The 15,764-nt window shown below is 43.7% G+C and carries 17 protein-coding genes; 5 read left to right on the forward strand and 12 right to left on the reverse strand.

What is annotated here, in order from left to right; genetic code table 11:
- Positions 1-15 precede the first annotated feature (15 nt).
- On the forward strand, positions 16-792 hold the full coding sequence (locus tag D1151_RS00075; protein WP_160202658.1) for an enoyl-CoA hydratase-related protein: 777 nt from the start codon (positions 16-18) through the stop codon (positions 790-792).
- Positions 793-825: 33 nt separating this feature from the next.
- Here the strand turns inward: D1151_RS00075 and D1151_RS00080 are convergent, their stop codons facing one another.
- From D1151_RS00080 to D1151_RS00090, 3 genes are read right to left on the reverse strand one after another with little or no spacing between them, the layout of a single operon-like run.
- Entirely contained in the window at positions 826-1,863 is a 1,038-nt protein-coding gene (locus tag D1151_RS00080) for a lysylphosphatidylglycerol synthase transmembrane domain-containing protein (RefSeq protein WP_161907502.1), read from the reverse strand.
- Positions 1,853-2,593, reverse strand: a complete 741-nt coding sequence (locus D1151_RS00085; RefSeq protein ID WP_161907503.1) for a polysaccharide deacetylase family protein — start codon at positions 2,591-2,593, stop codon at positions 1,853-1,855. Before D1151_RS00085 ends, D1151_RS00080 begins: the two co-directional genes overlap by 11 nt.
- Positions 2,590-3,630, reverse strand: coding sequence for a glycosyltransferase (locus D1151_RS00090; RefSeq protein WP_243151122.1), 1,041 nt, complete (start codon positions 3,628-3,630; stop codon positions 2,590-2,592). Before D1151_RS00090 ends, D1151_RS00085 begins: the two co-directional genes overlap by 4 nt.
- Before the next feature lie 194 nt (positions 3,631-3,824).
- Between D1151_RS00090 and D1151_RS00095 the strand changes: the two genes are divergently transcribed.
- Together D1151_RS00095 and D1151_RS00100 are read left to right on the forward strand one after the other, a co-directional pair.
- Positions 3,825-4,541, forward strand: coding sequence for an AzlC family ABC transporter permease (locus D1151_RS00095; RefSeq protein WP_160202661.1), 717 nt, complete (start codon positions 3,825-3,827; stop codon positions 4,539-4,541).
- Complete coding sequence (locus D1151_RS00100; RefSeq protein ID WP_160202662.1) at positions 4,538-4,849, forward strand: AzlD domain-containing protein; 312 nt, start codon at positions 4,538-4,540, stop codon at positions 4,847-4,849. Before D1151_RS00095 ends, D1151_RS00100 begins: the two co-directional genes overlap by 4 nt.
- 17 nt (positions 4,850-4,866) lie before the next feature.
- Here D1151_RS00100 and D1151_RS00105 read toward each other — a convergent pair whose 3' ends face one another.
- The 9 genes from D1151_RS00105 to trmL form a co-directional block, all read right to left on the reverse strand.
- The gene (locus D1151_RS00105) at positions 4,867-5,370 is read right to left on the reverse strand and encodes a GNAT family N-acetyltransferase (RefSeq protein WP_160202663.1); all 504 of its coding nucleotides are present in this window, start codon (positions 5,368-5,370) and stop codon (positions 4,867-4,869) included.
- Between the two features lie 11 nt (positions 5,371-5,381).
- Entirely contained in the window at positions 5,382-5,876 is a 495-nt protein-coding gene (gene ybaK / locus D1151_RS00110) for a Cys-tRNA(Pro) deacylase (protein ID WP_160202664.1), read from the reverse strand.
- Between the two features lie 312 nt (positions 5,877-6,188).
- On the reverse strand, positions 6,189-8,204 hold the full coding sequence (locus D1151_RS00115) for a sodium-translocating pyrophosphatase (RefSeq protein WP_161907504.1): 2,016 nt from the start codon (positions 8,202-8,204) through the stop codon (positions 6,189-6,191).
- A 104-nt stretch (positions 8,205-8,308) separates the two neighbouring features.
- Positions 8,309-8,542 (reverse strand): preprotein translocase subunit SecG, encoded by a 234-nt coding sequence (gene secG / locus D1151_RS00120; RefSeq protein ID WP_160202666.1) that lies wholly within the window; start codon positions 8,540-8,542, stop codon positions 8,309-8,311.
- Positions 8,543-8,612: 70 nt separating this feature from the next.
- Positions 8,613-9,362, reverse strand: a complete 750-nt coding sequence (gene tpiA, locus D1151_RS00125) for a triose-phosphate isomerase (protein WP_161907505.1) — start codon at positions 9,360-9,362, stop codon at positions 8,613-8,615.
- Between the two features lie 72 nt (positions 9,363-9,434).
- Positions 9,435-10,619 (reverse strand): phosphoglycerate kinase, encoded by a 1,185-nt coding sequence (pgk, locus tag D1151_RS00130; RefSeq protein WP_161907506.1) that lies wholly within the window; start codon positions 10,617-10,619, stop codon positions 9,435-9,437.
- A gap of 11 nt (positions 10,620-10,630) precedes the next feature.
- Positions 10,631-11,650: a type I glyceraldehyde-3-phosphate dehydrogenase gene (gene gap / locus D1151_RS00135; RefSeq protein WP_161907507.1), complete on the reverse strand. Its 1,020-nt coding sequence runs from the start codon at positions 11,648-11,650 to the stop codon at positions 10,631-10,633.
- Positions 11,651-11,828: 178 nt separating this feature from the next.
- Positions 11,829-13,190 carry an RNA polymerase factor sigma-54 gene (gene rpoN, locus D1151_RS00140; protein WP_161907508.1) on the reverse strand — a complete coding sequence of 454 codons (1,362 nt, stop codon included), beginning with the start codon at positions 13,188-13,190 and terminating at the stop codon, positions 11,829-11,831.
- Positions 13,191-13,287: 97 nt separating this feature from the next.
- On the reverse strand, positions 13,288-13,761 hold the full coding sequence (gene trmL, locus D1151_RS00145) for a tRNA (uridine(34)/cytosine(34)/5-carboxymethylaminomethyluridine(34)-2'-O)-methyltransferase TrmL (protein ID WP_161907509.1): 474 nt from the start codon (positions 13,759-13,761) through the stop codon (positions 13,288-13,290).
- 111 nt (positions 13,762-13,872) lie between these two features.
- On the opposite strand from trmL, the gene D1151_RS00150 reads away from it, so the two are divergent.
- Together D1151_RS00150 and D1151_RS00155 are read left to right on the forward strand one after the other, a co-directional pair.
- The gene (locus D1151_RS00150; RefSeq protein WP_161907510.1) at positions 13,873-14,838 is read left to right on the forward strand and encodes a homoserine dehydrogenase; all 966 of its coding nucleotides are present in this window, start codon (positions 13,873-13,875) and stop codon (positions 14,836-14,838) included.
- Between the two features lie 28 nt (positions 14,839-14,866).
- Positions 14,867-15,361, forward strand: a complete 495-nt coding sequence (locus D1151_RS00155) for an SEC-C metal-binding domain-containing protein (RefSeq protein WP_161907511.1) — start codon at positions 14,867-14,869, stop codon at positions 15,359-15,361.
- The last annotated feature ends 403 nt before the right edge of the window (positions 15,362-15,764 follow it).

Below are 15,764 nucleotides of genomic sequence, written 5' to 3' on the forward strand. Positions count from 1 at the left end.
AGAAGGAGAAAAAACATGTACGAGAACATCAAATACGAAATAAAAGAAAATATTGCTTACGTTACCATTAACAGACCGAAAGCAATGAACGCGCTGAACATGGATGTACTTACTGAGCTTTATGACGCTTTCACCAAAATTGAAACAGATAAAGACGTTCTGGCAGTTATTTTAACTGGCGAAGGCAAAGCCTTTGTTGCAGGCGCTGATATTGCGCAGATGCACCAGCTCACTGCCTTGGAAGGTCGCCAGATGATGATTATGGGTCACAAAGTAATGAACCTGATTGAAAACATCGAAAAGCCTGTAATCGCTGCAGTCAACGGATTTGCTCTCGGCGGTGGCTGCGAACTCGCCATGGCATGTGACATCAGAATCGCCTCAGAAAAAGCCAAATTCGGTCAGCCGGAAGTTGGTCTTGGCATTATTCCGGGATTTGGTGGCACCCAAAGACTTGCTAGACTGGTCGGCAAAGGTATGGCAAAATACCTGATTATGACCGCTGAAATGATTCCTGCTTCTGAAGCGTATAGAATCGGTTTGGTTGAGAAAATCTCCGCACCTGAGGAATTAATTGCAGAAGCCGAAAAAGTTGCTAAAACCATCGCTTCTAAGGCTCCTATCGCTATCGCAACTGCTAAAACCGCTATCAACAACGGTTACGATATGGATATGAAATCCGCAAGCAAATTTGAAATCGAAACCTTCACCGCTGCCTTTGGCTCCGAAGACAAGACAGAAGGCATGGCTGCTTTCCTGGAAAAGAGAGCACCGGAATTTAAGAATAAATAAATTTCGCAAGAAGATAAAAAGTGCACCAATAGCCTAAATTTCAGGTCTAATGGTGCACTTTTTAACACCTACCAGCAAAATCATCGTGCAAATTCCGCTGACCGCAAGTGGCAGATAAAAACTCATGCTTCTTGAGAGCAACATAGCACCCGGCAGCAGCCCTCCTGTAAATAGAGTTTGAAACAGGATAGAAAATGCCCCTTCGCTGACTCCCATAGCGCCCGGCAGCGGCAGTGCAGATACAGAAGCAAAAAGCACCGCCTGCAAGAAAATCACAGTTACAGCCGAATATCCTGACAAGCCTAAGCTTAAATAAATCCAGTAAGGAATGCTGTACATGGCTATCATCTGTACAACTGTCGTTACCAGGGTCTTAACAAAAATGTTTTTATTCTGCTTTAAGAAAACCGCACTCCTTTGATATTCCTGCAGCGCGCTGGTCAGGGTTTCTTCCAGACGTGCTCCCCTTTCCTCACTGCATTTCTTTGCAAACTTTACAAATAAACTAACTATCTTTTCATCCACCTGTCCACAAAAAATTGCACAGATCAGTACTATCATCGCAACCGCATTGAGGCCAACTCCAAAAAACAGCAATACCTTCATATCCCCCATGGACGCCGAAATTGTATCCTGCACAGCAAAAAAACCAAGTACAGCTAACACAATGGTTACAATCTGATAGCTGAGCAGTTCAAAGAGCAGCGCCAGCGTTCCATGGGACAGATTTACGCCGTCCCTGTGCATAAAATAAAGCTGCAGTGGCTGCCCGCCCGAAGCAGACGGCGTCACAGAACTTCCAAAGAATCCGCAAACAGCATATTTGATGCCGCAAAGCACAGACCTGTTCTTTTCAAAAAGCTGCAGACAACGTCCAATGTTCAGTCCCTCTCCGAGAAGAAAAATCCCCATAGCACAGATCGCCAGCAATAGATACTTTATATCTGCCCCTGATATAGCTGACAAAATCTGTGACGGCTGTGTTTCCCGAAAGATACTGTAAAAAGTCAGCAATAATAGTATCAGAAATAAGCCGCCGTTTTTGCATAATTTTATAAAGCTAATTTTCATGTCTATACTTCTCATCTATGGTTTCAAATCTGTACCCTTCTTCCAGCCAAAGGGGAATGGTTTTCTTTAACGTCTCAATCATGCGAAGAGGTGCATCGTTTTGTACTGCTCCATCGCCTCTGCCGTCGTGGAGACAGATAGTACTCCCCGGCGATGCGTGCTTTAGCAGCCGGTACTGCATTTGTTCTTCATCAGAGTCTTCCTCCCAGTCACCGACCATCACGTCCCAAAGAACCTTTTGCAGACCGTGATTTTTTATCTGCTGCAAGGTAGACCAGTTGACGTGTCCCCAAGGCGGTCTGTAGTATTTTACGTCAATGCCCAAATCCTCCATGATTTCCAGGCTCTTCTTAAAATCCCAGCGGGTATAAGATGGTGTCTGTATCATTGCACTTTTATGCTCCAGAGAATGGATTCCCACAGTGTGCCCTTCCTGTGCCATTCGCAAGACGAGATCAGAATTATCCTCCGCAAATTTTCCTACTACAAAGAAAGTCGCTTTTATTTCATACTCTGCCAGTAAATCCAGTAATTTTCCTGTATACGCAGAATGCGGACCATCATCGAAAGTCAAATAAATCACCTTTTCTCGTATTGCCAGGGACTGAATTGCATCTTCTGCGTTCTGCTTAAGCCTCTGTTGCACTTTTCCAAGCTGCGACGGTATATAGCTGTAGCCTGCTGCAATTCCCATTCCTAGCAATGTCGTTATTAATAATTTCTTTTTCATGCAATCAACCCTTTACTAAATCCTTTTCCTATTTCCTGCATATTTTTCTTCATTGTCTCCAGCAGTCTGTCATGTCTGAGCAGCTGTAAAATATCTTCTGCTTCATCGGCATAGGTGTCCCATAAAACCCTGCCAATGTTATGATCTTCAATATACTTAGCATTGCCAAACTCCTGTTCAAGAAATGGTTTTATAATATAAAGAGGTGTCTTTGTCGCAATTGCTTCAAAGGTCGTAATACCGCCTGCCTTCGTAATAATCAAATCCGCCCGCTGCATATAGCGGTTAACTTCTTGTGTATACCCAATGACTTCAATTGCTGGGAATTTTTTCTCAAGTTCCCGCTTCAGTTTCTCGTTTTTTCCTGTGATTACAGTTACTTTTATATCACGACACTTTGATAGCTTTTCCAGGAAATCCTCCGAAGACGGTATAAGCCCTAGGCCTCCACCCATGATGAGCACCTCTTTCTTGCCGGTATTCTGTTTTTCGTACTCCTGATAAAAACATTGTCTTACCGGGATGCCTGTGATTTCAATCTTCTCTTCGCTGACCCCTTTAGAAAGCAACGCATTTTTCGTCGATATATCCCCAACAAAGTACTTGTCTGTTTTCGGTGCAATCCACTCCTCATGCGCAGTAATATCCGTGATATAGGTATAAAGCGGTATACTGCACTGTCTCATTTTCTTGTAAGAAGAAATATACTGGGAACATACAGGAAATGCTACCACGATAGCATCCGCATTATGTTCCTCTATGAGTCTGTCAATTTTTCTGGTAAAAGTCAGCTTCAGCGGCACCCCACTATTATTTCCTGCTGCCTTATTCATCGCATTATAAAGTCCCGAGCAACGGCTTACCATAAAATTAAACCCCTGATAAATCGTTTTACTGAGTACAGGAAACATATAGTCGATAAAATCAATCGTCGTTACCTTTGCATCTCTGTTTTCTTGTAAAATCTGTTCTTTGATTGCTTCGGCAGCTTTAACATGCCCCATGCCGAATCGTCCTGTCAAAATTAGAATGTTCATATCTTCTACCTCTTTTGATTTATGATACTACCATAGTACAACATAAATCTTAACTGCCAATGAATAGGAAATTAAGATTCATTAATGTTTTTATTACGAAATTCTTACATTGGAAAAAAATTGGGTTTACTAAGTAAATCAGATAGATTACAATAGAACAAGACGAATTTTTACAATGAGGCGATAAAAAACGTATGAACAATAAAAAACAATATTTAAAAGGTTTAAAAGATGGTACCCCTATCGCACTTGGTTACTTTGCGGTAGGTTTTACACTGGGAATTGCAGCAAAATCAATGGGCATCAATGCTTTTCAGGCTGGTCTGATGTCTTTTCTGATGCACGCTTCTGCAGGTGAATTTGCAGTATTAACAGTCATTGCAGGTCAGTCAGGCTATATTGCCATGATTATCACGCAGCTGGTTATTAATATCCGATATTTTCTCATGTCCTGCAGCATGTCACAGAAGATTAATCCGAACACTTCCCTGCCCAAAAGGCTGCTGCTGTCCTATTTTGTAACAGACGAAATTTTCGGTATTTCTGCATCAATCAAGGGAGAACTGAATCCATATTATCCTCTAGGTGCTGCCACAGTTGCTTCTCCAGGCTGGGTACTTGGAACCATTCTCGGCGCTCTGGTCGGCAATATCCTGCCTGTCAGTCTTGCAAGCGCACTCAGCGTAGCGCTTTATGGTATGTTCCTGGCAGTGGTGATTCCAGCCTCAAAAAACGACAAAGCCATCGCATTGGTAGTTTTGGCTTCCATGGCAGGAAGCTGTGCTTTTACCTTTCTGCCGGTTCTATCAGAGATTTCTTCCGGCACCAGAATTATCATTCTCACCCTGGTGATTGCAGCAGCCGCGGCAATCATCAAGCCGGTCAACACTACTGAGGAGGTGCAGTCATGAACTTCGAACAGAATACATATATCTATCTTTTGGTTGCGGCTGCTACCATTTATGCAATCCGCGCCCTGCCGCTCACGCTAATCCAAAAAGAGATTACCAACACCTTTATCAGATCTTTCTTATACTATGTGCCGTATGTGACACTGGCTGTCATGGCGTTTCCAGCTATCATCACGGCAACCAGCAGCTTAATTTCAGGGATGGTCGCCTTTGCCGTTGCCGTTATCGTAGCGTGGTTTTCCGGCAATCTCTTCACGGTTGCTCTGGCATCCTGTGCAGCAGTGTATCTGGTGGAACTTTTCTTATAAAAAAGCCCCGGCATTTCCTATGTGCCGGGGTTTTCCTTTGCCATCTGATATGCAAGTCTTGGCGATCCATCTTTCGAAGAAATGATTCCGCAGTAAGTAAAACCACACTTCTGAATCAAATGCTGCATAATTTTGTTGTCCTCGTGGGTATCAATACGAATATTGTCAATCAAGGTAAATCCGAAATCCACACACTGCTGCAACAGCCCTTTCACCGTGCCGTTTCCTGCGATTCTGTGAATGGTTCCGTAGGCTCTGTCGTTTAGCCACTGACCGCCGTCAATTCTGTCGTAGGTCGGATCAGCACCTATAATAAAAGCAAATACGCCACAGATACTGCCTCCATCTTCCATGACGTAAAGATTGCCCCTTTTCATATCTCCCTCCAAAAGTTCTTTTTCGGGGTAACCCCAAATCGCCCACTGGGTTGGATTTCCGTTTTCCGACATGAAATTTCTGGCATAGGCATAGATATCCAAAATCTCTATAAAATCCGTCTCAGCGGCTTTTCTGATATTCATAAGCAGCCTCCTTATTCTTCTCTCGTTAAATGGGTGAACTGTGCACCAACTAATTCTGCCAAATCAACCGGTGAAAGCTCTATCTGCAGTCCTACCTTACCGCCACTGACGCAAATCCTCTGATGATTCTTCGCCCTTTCGTCAATAGCAGTCGGAAATAATTTCTTCATACCGACCGGAGAGCAGCCGCCTTTGATATAACCGGTAATTTTCGTAATATCTCTCGCATGGATCATTTCGATATTCTTTTCTCCAAAATGCTTCGCCGCCTTCTTTAGATCCAGTTCACATGCCACAGGAATCACACAGACGTAATTCTGTCTACTATGTCCTACGAGAACCAGAGTCTTAAATACCATATCAGGATTCTGTCCTACCTGCTCTGCCACTGAAACACCATCTAAAAAGCCCTCCGGCGCTTCATAAGTATGTAGCTGATAAGCAATCCCTTTCGCCGCCACCATGCGTACCGCATTGGTTTTTGGCTCTTTTTCTTTCTTTGCCATGTCTGTATCCTTTTTTAATGAAATCCATATTATTCTATCACAGGAACGATAAAGTGACAATAACTTTGAATATATCTTCCAGTTTTCATAAAAACTCTGTTGGGTTTTCAAAACTGCCAAAAATGGTTTCTTTTTGCGGACAAAATCGAGATTTTGAAAATCGTTTGAAGAAAAGATGAAAACTGGAAATAAAATACATTGCAACAAGTGCTGAAATTTACAGCTAATATTTTTTCATTTTAACACCGAAATTAAAACATCGCACTGCAGGTTTCCCGTGCAGTGCGATGCAGTTTTCATCAATGATACTGATTAGCCCAGTAATCCAGCGCCAAACATTGGTGCGAATACTACGGATACAATTGTCATCAGCTTAATCAAGATGTTGATGGAAGGACCGGAAGTATCTTTGAACGGGTCACCTACAGTGTCGCCTACAACAGCAGCCTTGTGAGGTTCGCTTCCCTTACCGCCGTAATTTCCTTCTTCGATATATTTCTTAGCGTTATCCCATGCGCCGCCTGCGTTGGACATCATGATTGCAAGAAGTACACCTGCAGACAGTGCACCGCCCAGCATACCTGCAAGAGCTTCAGCACCTAAAATAAATCCAACTGCTAAAGGCGCAATGATTGCCATCAGACCTGGCATAACCATTTCTTTCAGAGCAGCACCAGTGGAGATATCTACGCATCTAGCATAGTCAGGCTTGGAAGTGCCTTCCATGATGCCTTTGTCTTCTCTGAACTGTCTTCTAACTTCTTCAATCATCTGGTTAGCTGCTTTACCTACAGAGTTCATTGTCATAGCAGAGAACAGGAACGGCAGCATAGCACCCAGGAACAGACCAATAATTACGATTGGGTTCAGCAGGTTAATTCCTACTTCGGAAATGCCTGCTACTTTTGCATAGGATACAAACAGAGCCAGTGCAGTCAGAGCAGCAGAACCGATAGCAAAACCTTTACCGATTGCAGCGGTAGTGTTGCCTACAGCGTCTAATTTGTCGGTGATTTCTCTAACTTCGTGTGGAAGTTCAGACATTTCTGCGATACCGCCAGCGTTATCGGATACAGGACCGTAAGCGTCAACTGCTACAGTCATACCTGCTGTGGACAGCATACCTACAGCTGCCAGTGCGATACCATAAACACCTGCAAACATATATGCTACGAAAGTAGCTACACAAATCATGATAATTGGCCACAGAGTGGACATCATACCAACGCCCAGACCGCTGATAATAGTAGTAGCAGCACCTGTCTGAGACTGTTCAGCAATTTTCTTAACGGAACCGTAATCGCCGGAAGTGTAAACTTCTGTAATCTTACCGATTGCAATACCTGCAACCAGACCTGCAATAATTGCAAATGCATAAGTGAAATCACCCAGCATATACTTACTCATAACCAGAGAAGCAACGATTACAATGATACCACTGATGTAAGTACCCATGTTCAAGGCATTTGCAGGGTTGGAACCCTCGCTGCCTCTTACCATCAGGATACCGAGAACAGAAGCGATGATACCTACTGCAGAAAGCAGCAGCGGGAACAGTGCAGCAGTTGTTTCAGAGAACATTGCAGTTTCTGGTGCATTGGCAACAGCAACGGAAGCCAGAGTAATAGCGGAAATGATAGAACCTATATAAGATTCAAACAGGTCGGACCCCATACCAGCAACGTCACCTACGTTGTCGCCTACGTTGTCAGCGATAACAGCAGGGTTACGCGGGTCATCTTCAGGGATACCTGCTTCTACCTTACCAACAAGGTCAGCGCCTACGTCAGCAGCTTTGGTATAGATACCGCCGCCTACTCTTCCGAAAAGCGCCATAGACGAAGCGCCCAGACCGAAGCCTGTGATACATTCTGTAACAGTTGCAAGATCCAGTACGCAGAACACTACGCCAAGACCGAAAAGTCCAAGACCGGATACGCAAAGACCCATAACAGCGCCAGATCTGAATGCAATCTTCAGCGCTTTTGGCATACCTGCTTCTTTGGCAGCCCATGCAGTTCTTACGTTACCTTTGGTTGCCACGTTCATACCGAAGAAACCTGCCAGTACAGACAGCAGCGCACCAATTAGGTACAGTCCTGCAGTAATCCAGCTTTGCAGGCCAAATCCGATGAGCAGGAACAGCACAGCAATTACGATAACCATGGTCTTGTATTCTCTCTTTAAGAAAGCCATAGCACCTTCTCTGATGTATCCTGCGATTTCCTTCATTCTGTCAGTACCTTCGTCAGATTTGCTGATCCAGGAGGACAAGCAGAAGGCTACCAACAGTCCGACCGCAGCCGCGATTGGTACAATCCAATTCATAATATAATACCTCCATTTTCTTGTCTGGTTTATAACGCGTTTAAAGAGGCACCGCATATGCACGCGCCTCTTATAAAACCAAACAAATATTTTAAATTAAATTATTAACTAAACATTGAAACAATAGCAAGTGAAAGCACGATAAATAACACAGCGCATACGACTGTAATCTTGCTTAAGATTGCTTCGTATCCTCTGCCCTTTTTCTTTCCGAAAAGCTGTTCTGCACCGCCTGCAATAGAACCGGATAAACCATCGCTGTTACCAGACTGCAGAAGAACACTTAAAATCAGAACGATACTTGCAATTGCCAGTAATGCCATAAGAGCGATCTTCATCTTATTCCCTCCTTTAAATTTAACCATTTAACTTTATCATAAGAACCACGAAAAATCAAGTGTTTTCCTGCTAAAAGTTGACAATCTCCATAAATTTAGACGAATCCAGACTAGCCCCGCCAACCAGCGCGCCGTCAATCTCGTCCATATCCATAATTTCCGTTGCATTTTCAGGCTTTACGCTGCCTCCGTACTGGATAATCACTTTATCACAGGTATCTTCATCGTAAAGACCTTCGATAGACTTTCTGATCCATGCGCACATTTTTCCTGCCTGCTGGGGACTTGCGGTTCTGCCGGTACCGATTGCCCAGATTGGTTCATAGGCTACCACCACTTTAGCAGCATCCTCTGCAGAAATTTCTGCAAAAGCCTTTTCTATCTGCGCACATACAACTTCCTGTTCGATCCCAGCGTCTCTCTGTGCCAAATCCTCGCCAACGCATAAAATCGGCGTGATTTCACTATCGGTTAGGATTTTCTTCAGTTTCAAATTTACCGTCTCATCAGTTTCTCCAAAGTACTGACGTCTTTCCGAATGACCTACAATACAGTAATCTACACCAATTTCCTTGAGCATATTTAGTGAAACTTCTCCAGTAAATGCACCTTCTTCTTCAAAATGAACATTCTGAGCACCGACACCGATTCCGCTTCCAGAAAAAGCCTCTACCAATGCCGCAAGCTGCGTATATGGTGCACAAATTGCAGCTTTTACGTCAGTATCTCCATACATTGTTTTCAGTTCCTTTGCAAAAGCAAGCGCTTCTTCTGTGGTTTTATACATTTTCCAGTTTCCTGCAATTAGTGGAATTCTCATCTCTATTCCTTCCTATTCCTATAAAACATGCAGAGGAGACTTCTCCACTGCATGTAAGATTACAATAAATTATTATTTTTCTTCAATGACGGCAATGCCCGGAAGTACTTTTCCTTCCAAAAATTCCAACGATGCGCCGCCGCCTGTGGAAATGTGGCTCATCTTGTCCGCAAGTCCAAACTGCTCTGCTGCCGCTGCAGAATCTCCGCCGCCAATGATTGTCACAGCATCACTCTCTGCCAGAATCTCAGCAATTGCCTTAGTTCCCTTTTCAAAGGTCGGCATTTCAAAAACGCCGACAGGTCCGTTCCACACGATAGTCTTCGCTTCTCTCAGCACTTTACCATAAAGGCGAACCGTTGCTGGTCCGATATCAAGTCCCATCATGTCAGAAGGAATCCCATCCCTGTCTGTAATTTTTGTCTCTATTTCATTGGCAAATTCCTTAGCGCAGACAACATCGACAGGAAGCAGCAGTTCTACACCTGCCGACTTAGCCTTTTCGATCAGCTCCGCTGCAAGATTTATATTCGCTTCATCTAAAATGGAAGTTCCGATCTCCAGTCCCATTGCTTTAAAGAAAGTATAGGACATACCGCCGCCAATAATCAGCGTATCGACTTTCTTCAGCAGATTTTCAATGACAGGAATTTTGTCTCCTACTTTGGCGCCACCCATGATGGCAACGAAAGGTCTGCTAGGATTTTCAAGCGCATCTCCAAGGAACTTGACCTCCTTTTCGATGAGGAATCCTGATACTGCAGGAAGATAGTCCGCAATACCTGCTGTAGAAGCATGCGCTCTGTGCGCTGTTCCAAAGGCTTCCTGAACAAAAATTTCTCCAAGATCAGCCAGTTCTTTGGCAAATTCTGCTCCATTGTCCGTCTCTTCTTTGCGGAAACGAACATTTTCAAGAAGCATAACTTCACCTTCTTCTAAGGAAGCCGCCATGTCTCTGATGGTGTCGCACACCACTTCAGGGCAGCTCTGAAACTTCACTTCGCAGTCCAGCAGTTCTGCTAATCTGTCTGCTACAGGTTTCAGTGTAAATTCCATCTTCGGCTCACCTTTCGGTCTTCCCAGATGGGACATGAGAATCACTTTAGCGCCCTGCTCTCTAAGATAAGTGATTGTCGGCAGTGCAGCTTTGATTCTGTTATCATCTGTGATGACACCGTCCTTCTGGGGAACGTTGAAATCACATCTTACAATTACTTTTTTTCCTTTGAGCGCAATGTCTCTAATGGTTTTTTTCATATTTAGCCTCTTTACTTTGCGTGATCTACTTCATACATATGTTTAATCAGCTCTAAAGTTTTGCAGGAATATCCATACTCATTGTCATAGAACGCAATTAATTTGAAGAACTTGTCGTTGAGTTCGATACCTTCTCTCGCATCGAAGATAGAAGTATGCGGATCACCGACAAAATCTCCGGAAACAACTTCATCATCCACATACTCAATAACGCCGTGGAGATAAGTTTCTGACGCCTTCTTAACAGCTCTGCAAATCGCATCATAGGACGCGGATTTTTTCAGTACTACATTCAGGTCGATTACAGAAACATCAGCAGTCGGCACTCTATACGAAATACCTGTCATCTTACCTGCCAAAGACGGAATAACCAGCCCTACTGCTTTAGCAGCGCCTGTGGTGGATGGAATCACGTTTCCAAATACGCTTCTGCCGGTTCTCCAGTCTTTCATGGAACGAGCATCTACCACTTTCTGTTTTGCTGTTGCAGAGTGGATGGTCGACATCAGTCCCTGTTCAATACCAAAGTTATCTTCCAGAACTTTGCAAAGCGGTGCCAAACAGTTAGTAGTACAGGATGCGTTGGAAACCACCTGCATATCACTGGTATATTCATCTGAATTAACACCGTAAACAAATGTAGGCGTAGTCTTATCCTTTGCTGGTGCAGATATGATGACTTTCTTTGCACCTGCCTTTACATGGTCGAGCGCCTTCTCTGTTGTAGTATAAGCACCTGTCGCTTCTACTATGTATTCTGCGCCGCATCTGTCCCAAGGAATGTTCTTCGCTTCTGATTCGCTGAATACAGGAACTTTCTTGCCATCAATGATGATACCTTCCTCATATTTATCTAAACTCTTAGGAAAACGACCAAATGTCGTATCATATTTCAACATATAGATTAGGTAATCAATGTCTGCGTTACGAACGTTAATGCCTGCGATTTCAATTTCAGGCATGTCCATTGCAGCTCTGATTACCACTCTGCCGATTCTTCCGAATCCACTAATACCAACTTTAATTGCCATAATTTACCTCCATAACTCTCTTTATATCAAATTAAAGTATGTCAACTGTATTGGTGCAAGCACCATTTTACGACTAAATTCTGCCAATTGAGCATCGCTTAACAAGCTTGCCCTCTTGGGAATTTATAGCATAAGGCATTCCCTTCAATTTCTTTCAGAAATTGGGGGGCAAGTGCCATTAGAACCTGCGCCGCTTGGAGGAAGACAGGATATTCATGCCCTCCCTATACTTTGCAACAGTTCTTCGGGATATATCAATTCCCTTATTTTTTAATATCTCAACCATATCCTGATCACTGTAAGGTTTCTGCGGATTCTCTCCTGCGATAATCTCTTTGATGATGGACTTTACGCTGTTGGATGAAACACCCGTGCCATCTTCGCCTGAAACCCCGCTGGAGAAAAAATACTTGAGTTCGAAAACGCCGCGAGGGCTCTGCATATATTTTCCATTGATGGATCTGCTGACAGTAGACTCGTGTACGCCAACATCCTCTGCAATCTGCTTCAGCGTCAGGGTTTTCAGCGATTTCTCTCCGTTATCGAAGAAATCCTGCTGATACTTAACAACAGCGCTGGCCACGTTATATATGGTCTGTTTCCGCTGCTCTATGCTCTTGATCAGCCATACCGCCGCATTGAACCGGTCGGTCAGGTATTTGTTCAGTTCCTCATCCTGCTTCGCTTCTGCCGATAATTTATTATAATAAGAACTCACCATCAATTTCGGCATGCTGGTATCGTTGTTCATCACCTGATACTCATCGTTGACTTTCTCGACAATGATGTCCGGCACCACATATCCGGTCGCTTCGCCGGAAGAAAAAACTCTGCCGGGTTTTGGTTCCATGGTCTTGATTAAATCAGCGATCTGCTGTACTTCCTGATTTTTAATGCCAATCGTCTTTGCAATGTAAGCAATCTTATTATCTGCCAATTCCTCCAGCATGTTCTCAATGATATATTCAATCTCATCGGTCAAAAGTCCCTTGGCAGCAAATTGGATGATCAGACACTCCCGCAAATTTCTCGCTGCTACACCGCAGGGATCGAAGGTCTGAATAAAATTCAGCACTTCTTCCACTGTATCAATATCCGCACCAACTGCCTTGGATATCTCTTCCACGGACATAGTTAAATAGCCATTGTCGTCAATGACTTCTATAATATATCGTCCGATTGTCGCCATCTGACCTGTCAGCCTGGAAAACTGCAGCTGACTCATCAAATAGTCGGTTAATGTATCTTCTTCATATACATATTGCTCATAAGTATAATCATCATCGTCATCAGGTCTGTACTCCCACTGACGAAAACTCTCTTCTTCGTAGTCCGCTTCTCTGATTTTTTCTCTGATGTCAACTTCCTGTGCATCGTAGGACTTCTCCGCTTCTAATACGGGATTCTCCAAAAGTTCGTTCTGCACATAATCTGAAAGCTCCTGGTTGTTAAACTGCAAAATCTGGATGGCCTGAATCAGCTCTGGTGTCATGGAGAGCTTCTGAGTCTGTTCAATTGTTAATTCGTAACCAAGTTTCATTTACCCATCTCCTATGCAAATAGTATACCACATTGAGCCAGTTCTTTTCAAGGGAATTACTGTTTTTCTATGCAGCAACTTTTTTGCACCAAAACTCCTACGCAAGTTCAGGAAATCCTAGCTGGCGAAGTGCTTCAAACAAAATAATGTTCGCTGAGTTGGAAAGATTGAAAGAACGCAATCTGGTGTCTTCACTCATAGGAATGCGCACTGCCGTGTCCTCGTGTTCTTTGATGAAATCTCTTGGAAGACCGGCAGTTTCTCTGCCGAACAAAATCATATCTTCATCTTTATATGTTACATTAGTATAAAGATGTCCGCCTTTCGTAGTCGCCAGATACATAGTATGATCCTTAGAATACTTTTCCATAAAATCATGTAAGCTTTCGTGAATTTCCAGCTTTACATAAGGCCAGTAATCAAGACCTGCTCTTCTCACCGCCTTATCGTCTATAGAAAACCCTAAAGGTTTCACTAAATGTAAAACCGTGCCTGTTGCAGCACAGCTTCTTGCAATATTTCCGGTATTAGGCGGAATCTCCGGTTCCACCAGTACAATGTGTAATGCCATAAAAAAACCTCCGTCCTTACATCATAAATCTTTTTTGCAGAAATATAAAGACAAAATTGCTTTTTTGTTATATAATTTTTAGCAATGGAAATTTTGTACAAGGAGGCTGTTATGAAAACAGTAAAAATCGGAATACTCGGTCTGGGTACCGTAGGTGGCGGCACTTACGAAATCCTGCAGACAAACAAGGCATTAATCGAAAAAAGAATCGACCGCACCATTGAGGTCGTAAAGGTCTTAGAAAAGAATATGGAACGTGTAAAGGCGCTTGGACTCGAAGAAAACCAGGCTACACAGAATCCTGACGATATTTTAAAGAATCCTGACATTGATATTGTGGTAGAATCTCTGGGCGGTATCGAGCCGTCCACTACTTTCATGCTGACTGCCATGGAAAACGGCAAAGGCGTTGTTACGCCGAACAAAGCTGCTGTCGCAGCTAACTTTGACAAGCTGCACAAAGCTGCAAAAGAAAATGGCGTAGGTTTCAGATTTGAAGCCAGCGTCGGCGGTGGTATCCCTGCCCTGACTGCAATTACAGAAGCTCTTGCAGGCAATGAATTTACAGAAGTCATGGGCATCTTAAACGGCACTACCAACTATATCATGACAAAAATGACCGACCTCGGTCTTGATTACAACGACGTACTCAAAGATGCCCAGGCAAAAGGCTTTGCAGAGGCTGACCCAACTGCTGATGTTGAAGGTATTGATGTAGCCAACAAGCTTTCTATCCTGATGGCTCTTGCGTTCGACAAATACGTACCGCCTGCCGAAATTCCTACCGTGGGTATCAGCAAAATCACTATGGACGATATCAACGCTGCCAAGGAAAAAGGCTGCAAAATCAAACTGATTGCCCACGCAAAGAAAACCGGCGATACACTCGAATACAGTGTAAAGCCTATGGAAATCGAAAACTCTCACCCGCTTGCCGGCGTATCCAACGAGTTTAACGCAATCTATGTAACCGGCAACGCCGTTGACGAAGTGATGTTTTATGGAAAAGGCGCAGGCGCCCTTCCAACAGGCAGCGCAATCGTAGGCGATATCTTAGCCATTGCAAAAGAACTGTAAGAAAACGTTTATAAAGGAGGAATCACCCATGAGCTTATATCAGGACTGGCAAAAACTGATTGACAATCAGACAGAAGACACCTTTGAGGCCTTCTGGAAAGAATATGCAGAGACAGAAACCAAGTTATACTCTCATATTTTAGAAAACCATACAGAGCACCTTTCTGGCACCGTAGCTGAGTTGGTTGAAAAATTTGAATGCAACAAGACTATCTTTGTCGGATTTTTAGACGGTATTAATTCCAGCTTAAACAAGGAAATGGATTTAGAGTCTGTCACTGACGACACTGTCATCGACCTCGACATCGACTTTGAAAAACTCTTCTTCAACATGCTGAAAGCTGAAGCCGACTACTTATTTAGCCTGCAGCAGTGGGACGGCGTGCTCACCGAAGAAAAAAGAATAGAAATCGTAAAAGAGTTCAAGCGTTCAAAGACTGTTCGTGTCGAAAAGAAACCGGGCAGAAACGACCCTTGTCCTTGCGGCAGCGGCAAGAAATACAAGAAATGCTGCGGTAAATAAGAACCCCACCCTTCCACGAAGCAAAGCTTCGGGTGGGTGCCCGGGAACCTTGTTGTCCTCTAACAATAACAACCCCACCCTTCCACGAAGCAAAGCTTCGGGTGGGTGCCCGGGAACCTTGTTGTCCTCTGACAATAACCTTACAAAGCGGGCGGTCTCATTGATTGAGACCGCCTGTTCTTTATTTCCACCATTTAAGTCAAATAGACGCCCCATGGGGCGTCATATTTTTTTGTAACTAGTAATCATACGGTAGTTTTTGCTGCGTAGAATCCGGCGCGCCATAATCTCAAGATTTTTTTGGATATCCGGCGTTCACCCCATGAAAAACGCCATCTTCTAAGCGTTTTTTTGTATACATGGCGTCAGCCATCCGCCAAACGCCATATTGGGATTCATTTTC

Source organism: Emergencia sp. 1XD21-10 (assembly GCF_009936045.1).
In the GTDB taxonomy this organism is placed as follows: Bacteria; Bacillota; Clostridia; order Peptostreptococcales; family Anaerovoracaceae; genus Senimuribacter; species Senimuribacter intestinalis.